The 11,884-nt window shown below is 74.4% G+C and carries 11 protein-coding genes; 3 read left to right on the top strand and 8 right to left on the bottom strand.

The genetic code is table 11. The features are described 5' to 3' along the window. Positions 1 to 51 precede the first annotated feature (51 nt). From E2B92_RS23100 to E2B92_RS23085, 4 genes are all read right to left on the bottom strand, one after another. Positions 52 to 615 carry an ester cyclase gene (locus E2B92_RS23100; RefSeq protein WP_126886401.1) on the bottom strand — a complete coding sequence of 188 codons (564 nt, stop codon included), beginning with the start codon at positions 613 to 615 and terminating at the stop codon, positions 52 to 54. Then, the gene (locus E2B92_RS23095; protein WP_126886411.1) at positions 612 to 1,154 is read right to left on the bottom strand and encodes an ester cyclase; all 543 of its coding nucleotides are present in this window, start codon (positions 1,152 to 1,154) and stop codon (positions 612 to 614) included. Before E2B92_RS23095 ends, E2B92_RS23100 begins: the two co-directional genes overlap by 4 nt. A gap of 165 nt (positions 1,155 to 1,319) precedes the next feature. Further along, the gene (locus tag E2B92_RS23090; RefSeq protein WP_160159777.1) at positions 1,320 to 2,894 is read right to left on the bottom strand and encodes an MFS transporter; all 1,575 of its coding nucleotides are present in this window, start codon (positions 2,892 to 2,894) and stop codon (positions 1,320 to 1,322) included. A 141-nt stretch (positions 2,895 to 3,035) separates the two neighbouring features. Continuing rightward, on the bottom strand, positions 3,036 to 3,626 hold the full coding sequence (locus E2B92_RS23085) for a hypothetical protein (protein ID WP_126885651.1): 591 nt from the start codon (positions 3,624 to 3,626) through the stop codon (positions 3,036 to 3,038). 254 nt (positions 3,627 to 3,880) lie between these two features. On the opposite strand from E2B92_RS23085, the gene E2B92_RS23080 reads away from it, so the two are divergent. Continuing rightward, positions 3,881 to 4,480: a TetR/AcrR family transcriptional regulator gene (locus E2B92_RS23080; RefSeq protein WP_126885650.1), complete on the top strand. Its 600-nt coding sequence runs from the start codon at positions 3,881 to 3,883 to the stop codon at positions 4,478 to 4,480. A gap of 142 nt (positions 4,481 to 4,622) precedes the next feature. Next, entirely contained in the window at positions 4,623 to 5,390 is a 768-nt protein-coding gene (locus E2B92_RS23075) for a TetR/AcrR family transcriptional regulator (RefSeq protein WP_235023936.1), read from the top strand. Positions 5,391 to 5,415: 25 nt separating this feature from the next. Here the strand turns inward: E2B92_RS23075 and E2B92_RS23070 are convergent, their stop codons facing one another. Then, entirely contained in the window at positions 5,416 to 6,207 is a 792-nt protein-coding gene (locus E2B92_RS23070) for an aminotransferase class IV family protein (protein ID WP_126885648.1), read from the bottom strand. A gap of 70 nt (positions 6,208 to 6,277) precedes the next feature. Continuing rightward, positions 6,278 to 7,714 carry an aminotransferase-like domain-containing protein gene (locus E2B92_RS23065; RefSeq protein WP_126885647.1) on the bottom strand — a complete coding sequence of 479 codons (1,437 nt, stop codon included), beginning with the start codon at positions 7,712 to 7,714 and terminating at the stop codon, positions 6,278 to 6,280. A 76-nt stretch (positions 7,715 to 7,790) separates the two neighbouring features. On the opposite strand from E2B92_RS23065, the gene E2B92_RS23060 reads away from it, so the two are divergent. Continuing rightward, entirely contained in the window at positions 7,791 to 8,615 is an 825-nt protein-coding gene (locus E2B92_RS23060) for a DMT family transporter (RefSeq protein ID WP_399431658.1), read from the top strand. A gap of 33 nt (positions 8,616 to 8,648) precedes the next feature. Here E2B92_RS23060 and E2B92_RS23055 read toward each other — a convergent pair whose 3' ends face one another. Together E2B92_RS23055 and E2B92_RS23050 are read right to left on the bottom strand one after the other, a co-directional pair. Further along, entirely contained in the window at positions 8,649 to 9,974 is a 1,326-nt protein-coding gene (locus tag E2B92_RS23055) for a hypothetical protein (RefSeq protein ID WP_126885645.1), read from the bottom strand. Between the two features lie 32 nt (positions 9,975 to 10,006). Continuing rightward, positions 10,007 to 11,848, bottom strand: coding sequence for a caspase family protein (locus tag E2B92_RS23050; protein ID WP_126885644.1), 1,842 nt, complete (start codon positions 11,846 to 11,848; stop codon positions 10,007 to 10,009). Between the last annotated feature and the right edge of the window lie 36 nt (positions 11,849 to 11,884).

Raw genomic sequence — 11,884 nt, 5'->3', positions numbered from 1 at the left:
TCACTCTCAGAGATCCGCGGCCGGCGGTCCGGGATACAACTGGCGGGCGCTTCAGCGCGGTTGCTGCGCCTTCCGGTGCTTGCGGTCCAGCCAGGACAGGCGCACGGCCGTCCTGATGGAGTGCGCGAGGGTGCCGAGCGGGCCGGTGCCGGGCGGCGGCACGATGCCCATCTGCATGAGCATCCCGGCGTAGTCGCCCTCCTGCCGGAACTCCACCATCCGGCCCTGGTCGTCGTACGTCTCCACGATGATCTCGTCGATCTTCAGGAGCCGGCCGGTGGGCGGGATGCCGAAGAGCGGCCCCCACTGGTGCCCGCGGAAGGTCAGGCGGAGGACGGCCCGGTTGCCCTCGATCAGGATGTCGTGCCACTCGACCTCGAGGTCGGGCTTGGCCGCGCGAACCATGTTCAGGGTGTCCAGGAACTCCTGCCCGCCCTTCATGACGGGGCGGCCGGGCAGGTGGGCCCGGTACTCGGGCGCGTACCACTCGAGGGCCTGCGAGTTGTCCTTGGACCAGGACAGCTCGGCCACCTTGTGCACGTGTTCGCGGGTGAGCCGGAACGGGGCCGGCTCCTTCGCGGTCTTCGTCTGCGCCGGTATGTCGTGCGTGGTCATCGGGCGTCTGCCTTCCTTCGCTGCTGGATCTTCGCCTTGGCCGCCAGGGCCCCGAGCCGGCCGACGGTCTTGAAGGTGTGGGCGACGGTGCCCAGCGGCCCCGCCCCCTCGGGCGGGGCGATGCCGAGCTGGCTGAACACGCCCAGGTAGTCGGCCTGTTGCCACAGCTCGGCGACCTTGCGGCCCTCGAACCGGAGAATGATCATTTCGGTGAGCCGGGTGGGCCGGCCGGTGGGCGGGATGCCCATCAGGTCGCCCAGGTGGGTGCCGGTCAACTCGGCCTGCATGAAGACCTTGTCGCCCTCCCGCACCTGGAGGTGTATGCGCTCCGCGAGGTCGGGAAGCGCCTTGCGCAGGCCGGCGGCCATCTCCTTGAAGTCCGCCGGGCCGTGCACGTCGGGCAGTCCGGGGAAGTGGCCGACGAAGTGCGGTACGAAGTGCTCGTCGATCGCGCCGAGATCGGCCTGGTTCCAGACCCGGTCCGCGATGTGCGCGGCCAGCTCCTTCAGGTCGTCGGTCGGGTCGTCGCCGTGGGGCATCGGGTGTTCCTCCAGTGGATGGGTGTGGGTGTGGGCGGCGGGGTTTGGGGCGGGGGTGGGCCGGGTGGTGGGGGGTGAGGGGCGGGCGGGGGCGGGGGTTGGGGGTGGGGGCGGGGGACGTGGGGTACGGAGGGGGCGGCGGGGGCCGGGGGGCGGGCCGGGGCGTCAGTGGCCGCGGGCGGTCTCCACCGGGCGCTTCTCGCCGGCGGGGTGCGCGTCGGCCGTGCCTCCGGCGCCGGCGCCCGTGCCCGGGGTCCTGCGCGGCAGGACCACCACGGCGACGAGCGCGCCCAGCGCGGTCACCCCGGCCGCTATCAGCATCGAGTCCGTGAGCCCCGCCATGAACGCGTCGTTGGCCGCGTCGAGCAGGCGCCGGCCCGGTTCGCCGCCCATCGAGCCGGCCACGGCACTGGCCGCGCCGACGGAGTCGCCGACGGCCGTCGCGGCCTCGGGCGGAAGCTGGCCCAGCGAGGGCAGGGCGTCGCGGTACGAGTTGGCGAGGACGCTGCCGATGACGGCGATGCCGAACGCGCCACCGACCTGCATGGCGGCATCGGTCACCGAGGCACCGGCGCCGGACTGTCCGGAGGGGGCGGCGGCGAGCATGGCGTCGGCGGCGGCCGGCATGGTCAGGCCCATGCCGAGGCCGAACAGAGCGAGGCTCCAGATCACCTGGGTGTCGGAGCCGATGTCGGCCCCGGAGGTCAGGAACAGGGCGCCGGTGAGCAGGACGAGTCCGGCCGTCACCACGGCCTTCAGACCGAGCCGCTCCACCAGCTTGGGGCTGAGCGGTGCGGCGATCATCATCGTGGCCGCGGCGAGCAGCCGCACGCCCGCGTCCAGCGGCTCGTACGCCAGGACGAACTGGAGGTACTGGGTGAGGACGAACAGCGAGCCGAACATGCCGAACGAGACGGCGGCCACGGCCATGGCGGAGCCGCTGAACCGGGAGTCGCCGAACAGGCCCGCGGCCAGCATCGGGTGGGCGGTGCGCCGCTCCCAGACCACGAACCCGGCCATGAGCAGCGCGCCGACGCCGAGCGAGACCAGGGTGACGCTGTCGGTCCAGCCGTTGCGCGAGGCCTCGACCAGGCCGTACACGAGCACGCCCAGGCCGGCGGCGGAGAGCAGCGCGCCCATCAGGTCGAGGCCCGGGTGGTTGCGGTTGCGCGACTCGGGGATCAGGAACGCGGCGGCGAGCAGGGCGACGACGACCACGGGCGCGTTGACGAGGAAGACCGAGCCCCACCAGAAGTTGTCCAGCAGGAAGCCGCCGACGACCGGGCCGAGCGGTACGCCGAGCGCGGCGCTGCCGGCCCAGATGCCGATGGCCTTGGCCTGTTCCTCGGCCGGGAAGACGTCCTTGATGATGGCGAGCGTCGCGGGCATGATCATCGCCGCTCCGGCGCCCATGGCCGCGCGCATGGCGATGAGCATGGCGGCGTCGGTGGAGAAGGCGGCCGCCAGGGAGAACGCCAGGAACACCACCATGCCCAGGATCAGCAGGAGGCGCCGTCCGAAGCGGTCGGCCAGGCTGCCGCAGAGCAGCAGCAGCCCGCCGAAGGTGAGGGTGTAGGAATCGACGATCCACTGCATCTCGGTGCCGGTCGACGCGAAATCCTTCTGGATCATGGGCAGCGCCATGTTGAGGATCAGGTGGTCGAGGCCGATCAACAGCAGGCTGAGGCAGAGCGCGGCCAGGATCTGCCAGCGATGCCGATGGACGGTACTGCGGTCCACGGTCTTCTCCTTCGGTGGATGAGGAACCCCGCTTCCCGGAGGAGCGACAGCCCTGTCGTTCATACGGATCCGCGCGGAGTGGGGCTGGATACAGCCGGAGGCTGAGTGACGGCCGGGACGGCCCGGCCGCCGTGAGGTGGGTCAGCGGTGGGCGCCGCCGCGAGCGGTGCGTTCGGCACGGCGGCGGACGGCGCTCAGCATGTCGAGGCGCATGAGGCTGCTGAAGGGCTTGATGACCCGCCAGTACGGCGTGAACCGGCGCACCGCCTCGGGGTCCGTGGCGTACACGCGGGTCTCGGTGTGCACCCGCATGCCGGAGCCGTCGGGTTCGGCCCACAGGCCGAAGATGCCCTTGATGTACCCGGGCCGGTCGAACGCCAGGAACTCCTCGGGGCTCAGGCCCGGGATGACCGCCTTGGCGAGGCTCGGCTTCCAGGGCTGTCCGACGAAGCCCATGACCAGTTCGCCGCCCGGCACGTCGTCCAGCACGGTGAAGCCCATCCGCGTCATGCCCTCGATGGCGTCGACGCCGCCGGCGACCCGGCTCCGGTCGTGGCCCGTCAGCCGGGACGGGAGCGTGCGCAGGAGCATCAGCGGCCGCATCACCGTCATGTCACTGAACGTCACCTCTTTGAGCGCCCGGGCCACTTCCGGCTCGGGTGCCGCGACGGCGCGGTGGTGGTGCGTGTGCCAGTGGGGACCGGGGAGCCAGTGGTCCAGTCGTGCCGTCATGAGCCGCCGGCCCGCGCCGGGCGCGCCGCGCGCGCCTGCTGCCTGTCCACCATGGGGGTTCCTCCTCGAAACAGCGGGCTCACCGTCTCCAGATCCCGTGAGGGCGGGCCCGGATACATCCGCCGCCCGGGCGCGGACCCGCGCCGTGGACGCGGACCCGGCGGGGGCGCGGACCCGGCGTACGCACCGGGAGAGCACTGCTCGCCACTTTCCGAGACTGGAGTTTCGGAACTACAGGCTCGTATACTGCCACCATGCCGGACTCTGGACAACAGCTCGGTCGCCCCCGGGACGGCCACATCGACCGGGCGGTGCTCGCGGCCGCCCGTGAACTCCTGACCGAGGTCGGGTACGCCCGCGTGACCATGGACGCGACCGCCGCCCGCGCGGGAGTGGGCAAGGCGGCCATCTACCGCCGGTTCGGCTCCAAGGCGGAGCTGCTCTTCGCGGCGGCGGTGCACGACATGGGCATCGAGCCGCCGCCGGACACCGGCTCCCTGCACGGGGACCTGCACGCCCTGGCGCGGCTGATACACGAACGGCTGGGCAACCCGCTGGCGCGCCAGGTGACGCCGGCGCTGATGGCCGAGATGGTGCGCTCACCGGAGCTGGCCGCGCGGCTCCAGCAGACCTTCGTCGCCCAGCAGCGCGCCGACTTCGTGGTGCTCCTGGAGCGGGCGGCGCAGCGCGGGGAGCTGGCCGGGCCACACGATCCGGCACTGGCGCACCTGCTGCTGAGCGGCCCGGTGTTCATGGCGCTGTTCGCCTTCCACGACCCGGTGGACGACGCCCTGCTCGGCGCCATCGCCTCGGCGGTGGCCGCCGGCCTCATCGCCGGAACAGCCACCCCCTAGGTCGTGTCCACACGCTCCCTGGGCCGTCGCCATCCCCTCCCCCGGCCGATGTGGCACCTGTTAAGTTCCTGCCAGATACATAACGGAGCTGTGCGCACACCGTCCGGAACGGGACACGGAGCACGTAAGGACGCACCTGGGCATGGGTGAGAGGAACGGAACCGCGCCGGCGCTCTCACGGCGCCAGCAGCAGCGGCGCGCGACGATCGACGAGATCAAGCACGTGGCGCGCGGGCTGCTGGTCGACGAAGGCGTCGGCAGCGTCTCCATCCGCGCGATCTCGCGCCGGATGGGGATGACCGCCCCGGCGGTCTACCGCTACTTCACCAGCCACGAGGAACTGCTGCGCACCCTCCGGGCGGACATCTTCATCGAGGTCGCCGCGTACCTCGAGGCGTCCTGCGACACCCTGCCCGAGGACGACGCGCCGGGCCGCCTGATCGCCGCCGCGCGGGCGCTGCGCCGCTGGGGGCTGGAGCACAAGCGGGAGTTCGGGCTGCTCCTCGGCCCCAGCGCCCCCGGGGCGATCAGCGGGGGCGAGTCGGACCTGGAGCAGGACGCCGGCTGGGTCTTCGGTGTGCTCTTCGCCGATCTGATGGCCAAGCTCTGGCGCTCCCGCCCCTTCCCCGTCTCCCCGCCCGGCTCCCTGCACCCCCGCCTCGCCGACCAGCTCGACCGCCTGCGGGCGCACCGCGACATGGACCTGCCCGTCGAGGCCATCGCCGTGATGCTGCGGTGCTGGGTACGGCTGTACGGGCTGGTCTGCATGGAGGTGCTGGGGCACCTGGACTTCGCCCTGGACGACGGGGGCCCCTTCTTCGAGCGCGAACTCGCCGACACGTGCGAGACGCTCGGCGTCGGGCAGTACTACGCCGCGCCGGCGCAGGGGGCCGCGCGGTGCGGCAGGTGAGCGCGGCCCGGCCGGGGCACGGCGCTCACACCGTCTCGCCGGGGATCGACAGGTAGGTCTCGCGCAGCGCGCTCAGCACCGGGTGCCCGGCCGGGAAGTCCGTGCCGTCGATGGCGCCCAGGGGGCGGACACCGATGGCGGTGTTCGTGGCGAAGGCGGCCGCCATGCCCTTGGCCCGGTCCAGGGTGAGCGGGACGGTGCGGTGTGCGGCGCCCGGGGCGTGCCGCTGGAGCAGCGCCATCGTGACGCCGGGCAGTACGGGGGCCCGCGGCCACACCACGGTGCCGTCGTGGTCGACGAAGCCGGCGTTCCAGGTGGCGCCCTCGCTGACGAGGCCGTCGCGGCCGGTGAACAGCGCGTCGTCGCCCCCGGCGAGCTGGGCGGTGCGGCGGGCGTGCAGGGCGCCGAAGAGGCCGACGTGCTTGACGTGGGGGAGGTCGCGCTCGTACATGACGCTCCGGACGCGCAGCGGCGAGGCGGGCAGCCCGCCGGCCCCGCGCACGGTGACCAGCACGCCGGGGCGCTCGCCCCCGGGGCGACGGCCCACCTCGGCGCCCGGGTCGTGGACCGTGACGCGCACGACGCACGGCGTCACGTGCCCCTCGAGGGCGGCGCGGACGAGGTCGCGGACACGGGCGGTGTCCAGCTCCGCGCCCCACACGGCGCGGCAGTCCCGCGCCAGGCGTTCCATGTGCAGCGTGAGGCCGCGGATCGTGCGGTCGGCGTCGACGCGCATGGACGTGAAGTGCCCCAGGTTCGTCAGCGCCAGGGGGAGCACGTCGTCGGCGGTCACGGGCCGTCCCTCGAATGTGGCCATGCCGCCCAGCATGTCAGGCCCGCCGCGGGGGTACGGGCGGGCCCCGGCGCCCAGGTGGCCCCGCGCGGCTTCAGGCTTCCGTGACGAGGGGGGCGAGGCGGCGTACGGCGTCGTCGACGTCCGCCGCCGAGGGAGCGGCCACGTAGCTGATCCGGACGTGCGGGGTGCCGCTGTCGGTGGCGTAGTAGTGGCCGCCGGGGGTGAGGGCGACCCCGTGCGCCAGTGCGGCGGCGGCGAGCCGCTCCTCGGTTAGGTGGCCCGGCAGCGACACCCAGAGGTGGTAGCCGCCGCGCGGCCGGACGGCCAGGGCCCGGGGGCCGAACGTCGCGGACACCGCGTCGGCGGCGACCTTCCTGCGCTGCTCCAGCGCCGATCCGAGGGTGGCGAGGGCACGCTTCCACCCGGGTGCGGTCACCACCTCCAGGGCCGTGTGCTGCAAGGGCGCGGGGACGAACATCGTGTCGATGAGGTGCGCGGCGCGCAGTCTCGCCATGACCGGGCCCCGGGCCGCCAGGGCGCCGACGCGGAGGTTGGGCGAGGTCACCTTGGTCAGCGAGCGGATGTGGACCACCGTTCCGTCGGGGTCGTCGGCGACCATCGGCGGCGGCGTCGGGCCGGCGTCCGCGTGCGCCATGTGGCGGGCGAAGTCGTCCTCGATCACGAAGGCGCCGTGCTGCCGGGCGACGCGGAGGATCTCGCGCTGCCGGGCCGCCGACAGGCAGGCCCCGGTGGGGTTCTGGAACAGCGGCTGGACGATGACGACGCGCGCCCCGGTCCGGCCGAGCGCCTCGTCCAGGTGGTCGGCGCGGAGCCCCTCCGCGTCGAGCGGGACCGCGACGGGGCGCAGCCCGGCGGCCCGGGCGGCCGCGATGGTCCCCGGGTACGTCGGTGACTCGACCACGACGGGGGCGCCGGGCTGGCCGAGGGCGCGCAGGGCCGTCGCCAGGGCGCCCTGCCCGGCGCCGCAGACGAGGACGTCGTCCCGGCCGAGCCCCCCGCCGATGCCGGCCGCGAACCAGTCGCGCAGCTCCGGCAGTCCGCCCACCGCCGGGCGGTCCCACGTCGCCGGGCGCCGGGCGGCGCGGGCCAGGGCGGTCCCGAGCATGGCGAGCGGCTGGAGCGTGGGGTGGAGGTAGCCGCCGTTGAGGTCGACGACGTCGGGGCCCAGGGTGGAGAGGGTGCCCAGCAGGCCGGTCGCCGTGAAGCCGCGCGCGGCACCGGCGGGCGAGCCGGCGGAGGTGGCCGGCTGGAGCGCCGCCTCCTGCCACGAGGTGTCGCCGGCGCGCTGCACGGGCCGCGCCTCGGCACGGAAGGTGCCGGCGCCCGGGCGGGAGGTGACGACGCCCCACTGGGTGAGGAGGGCCAGCGCCTGCGAGACGGTGGTGGCGCTCACGCCGAAGCGGCGGACGAGTTCGCGGTGCGTGGCCAGCCGCGTCCCGGCGGGCACACGCTCCAGTTCACGGGCCAGTGTGTCGGCCACTTTCCGCGAACTGCTACTGTCATTCATGAGTATAGATAGTAGCGCTATCGTCCCGGAGCGAGTATCGCCACTGCGGAACGGCACGGTGCTCGCCGGCCTCGGCGTGGTGTGCTTCTCCTTCAGTTTTCCCGCCACCGTCTGGGCACTTGACGGTTTCGGCCCCTGGAGCGCCACGGGCGTCCGCGGTGTCCTGGCCGCCGTCATCGCGCTCTCCGCGCTCGTCTCGACCAGGGCTCCGCTACCGGACCGCTCCGACTGGCCGGCGCTCGCGGTCGTCGCGGCCGGATGCGGGCTGGGCTTCCCGCTGCTGACCACCCTCGCGCTGCGGACGTCGTCCACGGCGCACTCGGCGGTCGTCATCGGCGTCCTCCCGATGGCCACGGCGGCGATCTCCGCCCTCCTCACCGGCCGCCGCCCCTCGGCGGTGTTCTGGGCCGCCGCCGGGACCGGCGCGGCCACCGTCGTCGCGTTCACCCTGCTGCGAAGTCACGGCCGGCCGACGGTCGGGGACCTCTACCTCTTCGCCGCGCTGCTGGTCTGCGCGGCCGGTTACGCCCGGGGCGGGCGGCTCTCGGCCCGCATGCCGGGGTGGCGCGTCATCGCCTGGGGCGTCGTCCTGGCCGCGCCCGCCAACCTCGTCGTCTGCGCGGTGGCGCTTCCGCAGGAGCCGGTGCACCTGACGGTGAAGGCCCTCGCCGGCATGGCGTACGTCGCCGGCGTCTCCCAGTTCGGCGGGTTCGTCGTCTGGTACCAGGGCATGGGCCTGATCGGGGTGCCCAGGGCCAGTCAGCTCCAGCTCGCCCAGCCCCTGCTGACCCTGGTGTGGGCCGTGCTCCTGCTGGGCGAACGGCTCACCCCCGCCGCGCCCGTGGCCGCCGCCGTCGTGCTCGCGTGCATCGTCGTCACCCAGCGGGCCCGCTCCTCCTGACCGTGACCCCGCCTCCCCCTGCGGGCCACGACGTCATACGAGGGCGGGCCGCTGCGACCGGATCCAGGCGACTCCGGTGAACTGCTTGACCGCCACCTTCGTCCGCACGAAGCCGGCCGGTGACAGGCCCGCGTACCCGTGGAGGAAGAGGTCCTGGTACATCCGGTCGCCGAAGGCGACCACGAGGTCGGTGGACCGGTCCTCGGCCAGGCGCGCCCGCAGCGGGCCGCAGTCGAGCACCCGGAAGAGCTCCACCACCGCGGAGCCCGCGTAGCCGCTGTCCGCCTCGTGGACGATGCCGTGGTGGAAGGCCGCCCGCATGCGGACCCGCGCCGGTGACCCGGCACCGGTGTCCAGCGGCCCTTCCCGGTTCACGGCGGCCAGCGCGCCGGTGAGGCCGTCCAGCAGGCGGGGGACGACCCGGGTGTCGTCGATGTCCGGGGGCAGCACCAGGAGGTAGCCGTCCCCCTGGGCCTGGCGGCCGCAGGCGTCCCAGCCGACCGCCGCCCGCGCGCAGGCGGCACGCACGACCCGCAGCAGGGCGCGCTGCAACCGGATCATGTTGGTGTTGCCGTGCGCGCTGTACCGCTCGATGTCGACGGCGAGGCACAGGCGCCGCCGCCCCGGTGGCAGTCGGTCGTCGTCCGGTGTCCCGGTGTCCGTGGAGCCGGTGGGCGCCCGGGTCCCGGGTTCCGGTGCTCCCGGCGCGACTCCGGTCCACAGCGGCGCCCCGGTCCAGATGTCCGCGCGGGACACCGTGAACGGCACGTCGTCGCGGGTGCGTACCTCTCCCTCCGCCCGGGTGCCGCTCAGCAGCGGATGCGCGAGCACGCCCCTCAGCCGGAGGCGGCCGGACAGCTCCGTGACGGGTGGCGGACATGCCAGGAGGGCCTGCGCCCAGCGGCCGTCCGGGCGGAGCGTCCCATCGGCGCGGGGCGCGGCGAAGACCCAGCGCAGGCGGTTGCCGCCGAGCCCGAAGGCGGCCACCCGCGCGCCGCCGGGATCGGCCGACCCGGGCCCGGGGCGCATGTCGAGGGCCCTGAGATCCTCGTCGTCGAACGTGACCGCCAGCTCGACCTCCCGGTAGCCGGCTCCGGCCGGCGACTCCTCCAGGTCGAAGGGGAAGCACAGCAGAAGGGCGGTGGGGGCGGCCGTGGCCGGTGCCAGGGCCTCCGCCGCGGTGTCGCGGAGCGCGTACGCCAGCGGCCGGGCGAGGGTGATTCCGGGCGCCGCCAGCGGGCCCCTCGGTCTCAGCCCGCCGCGCAGCACCAGGTCGGGGGTGGCCAGGATGTCGTCGGGCAGCCGGCCGTCCGTATCCCGGTGGGACGCGGACGGGTCGTCACCTGCTGCATCGTGCATGCCTCGTGCTCCTCGGCTCTCGTCGTCCGGCTTCACGATGACGGGGGCGCGACCATGGTGTGCCAGGCGAACACCCGGTACCGCAGCCCCTCCGCGGCGGCCGGGAGGCGGGAGTCCCGGACGCCCTCGCAGACCTCGTCCAGCAGCGCGCGCAGCGCGGTGGGCTCCCAGCGGCGGTGGCGTGCGGAGCCGCCCAGGGGGCCGAGGTCGAGCCCGCGGTCGCCGACCAGCAGCAGCACGCTCTCCGGCCGCTCCCCGTCGGTCGGTACGTCCTCGGGCCACCAGACCTCCACCGGCCCGGACCGCCAGCCGGTCCCGCCCCCGGCCCAGGTCTCCGGCTCCAGCCGGATGCCACTGGGCTGGTCACGGGTCACCAGGGAGGTCCGGCGGCTCAGTCCGACGCCGACCAGCCAGGCGTACAGCGGGGTGTGCGCACCCGTGCTGACGCCGACCCGGTAGCGGTCCCCCGCGCGCAGCCCGTCACCTTCGCGGAACACGCGCCACTCGTGGCCGTCCCGCTCCTTCTCCACCTCCATCGTCGCCCGCAGGTCCCCGGGCAGGCCGTCGGCCCCGGGGTCCACCAGTTCCCGCAGCCGCTCGCCGCGGGCCACCGTCTCCAGCAGGGCGACGGCCGCCCGGGCGCGGGCGGACTGTTCCACCGTCAGTTCCGGTACCCGCCACGGATGCCGGTAGGGCAGCCCGCGCACGTCGGTCACCTCGAGCCCGGCCTTCGTCACCCGTACGCGGGAGCGGGCTTCGTCCTCGTGCGCGGCCTCCCTGAGCCGTGGTGACTCGGCGAGCCGGGCGCGCAGGAGCCCGGCGAGGGGCCCGTCCACCGCGATGTGCACGGGGTGACGTGTGTGGACGCGTACGGGCAGCGCGTACGAGCCGGACGGCACGGGGCCGGGCGGCGGGTCCAGGAGCGCGTCGGCCCCGTCGACCGCCACGACCTGTGTCTCCACCGTAGGGGCGGGCGCCTCCCCCGCCGCGGGGAACACCAGCCGGACCCGGTCCATGCGGTCCAGGCCGAACAGGGCGCCCCCAGTCGCGCGCAGTGCACCGCCGACCGCGCGCAGTTCCAGCCTCTCGGGCTGCTCGGGCACGTCGAGCGAGAACGGCAGCCGCCCGGACGGCCCGCCCGCGTCGGGCCTCTGGAGCGCCTCGGAGGACCGGACGTGCTCGCGGACGCGGGAGATCAGCACCGACCAGGGGACGGCGGTGCGGCGGAAGTCCCCCAGCGCCTTCGCCAGGCCCGCCGTGAACAGCCCCTGCCCGTCGTACTCGTAGGCCAGCCCGTGCCGCTGGCACGCGACCAGCCGTACGACATCGGGGTCGGGCATGCGCGGTGCGGTGGCGAGCCGGACCGACCGGTCGACCCCCGCCTCGACGGGGACGTCGGACGGCACGGACTTGATCCGCCACCGGCGGGGGTCGCGGACCATCCCCCCGGAGTGGCAGCAGTCCAGGACGCAGGTGACGTTGGGGGTGATCCGCGTCAGGCGGCGGAGCGCGGCGGTGAGTTCCTCGGCCAGCAGGCCGCGGAAGTCGGTCGCGGTGCTGTGCCCGTGGTCGTCCGGCACCAGGTACTGCAGGTGCGCCGGACCGCCGGGGAGGTGCCGGCGCAGGTACGGGGGTACGGGGAGGAGGGCGCCGTGTCCCGAGTAGTAGACGACGACCGCGTCGCCCGGCCGGGTGTCGTGGGCGAGCCGCGTCAGCGCCTCGGCCATGCCGTGGTAGGTCGCCCCGCCCTCCGCCCGGACGCGCAGGTCCGTGAAACCGCGGTCGCCCAGGAGCCGTTCCATGACCGCGACATCGGCGCCCACGCCGGTCAGGTCGTAGGTGCGGGCGCCGAGCAGCAGGGCGCGCCTCGTCATGCCGGTCTCCTCACTTCTTCTGGCGGATGTCGCCGG

Origin of the sequence: Streptomyces sp. WAC05374 (assembly GCF_004353505.1) — a bacterium.
In the GTDB taxonomy this organism is placed as follows: Bacteria; Actinomycetota; Actinomycetes; order Streptomycetales; family Streptomycetaceae; genus Streptomyces.
This window is presented reverse-complemented; position numbering and strand designations above follow the sequence as displayed.

What these genes read in the sequence shown, in the direction of transcription:
- E2B92_RS23100 (WP_126886401.1), bottom strand. Translation starts at nt 615, where the DNA reads ATGACCACGCACGACATACCGGCGCAGACGAAGACCGCGAAGGAGCCG.
- E2B92_RS23095 (WP_126886411.1), bottom strand. Translation starts at nt 1,154, where the DNA reads ATGCCCCACGGCGACGACCCGACCGACGACCTGAAGGAGCTGGCCGCG.
- E2B92_RS23085 (WP_126885651.1), bottom strand. Translation starts at nt 3,626, where the DNA reads ATGACGGCACGACTGGACCACTGGCTCCCCGGTCCCCACTGGCACACG.
- E2B92_RS23080 (WP_126885650.1), top strand. Translation starts at nt 3,881, where the DNA reads ATGCCGGACTCTGGACAACAGCTCGGTCGCCCCCGGGACGGCCACATC.
- E2B92_RS23075 (WP_235023936.1), top strand. Translation starts at nt 4,623, where the DNA reads ATGGGTGAGAGGAACGGAACCGCGCCGGCGCTCTCACGGCGCCAGCAG.
- E2B92_RS23070 (WP_126885648.1), bottom strand. Translation starts at nt 6,207, where the DNA reads ATGGCCACATTCGAGGGACGGCCCGTGACCGCCGACGACGTGCTCCCC.
- E2B92_RS23065 (WP_126885647.1), bottom strand. Translation starts at nt 7,714, where the DNA reads ATGAATGACAGTAGCAGTTCGCGGAAAGTGGCCGACACACTGGCCCGT.
- E2B92_RS23055 (WP_126885645.1), bottom strand. Translation starts at nt 9,974, where the DNA reads ATGCACGATGCAGCAGGTGACGACCCGTCCGCGTCCCACCGGGATACG.
- E2B92_RS23050 (WP_126885644.1), bottom strand. Translation starts at nt 11,848, where the DNA reads ATGACGAGGCGCGCCCTGCTGCTCGGCGCCCGCACCTACGACCTGACC.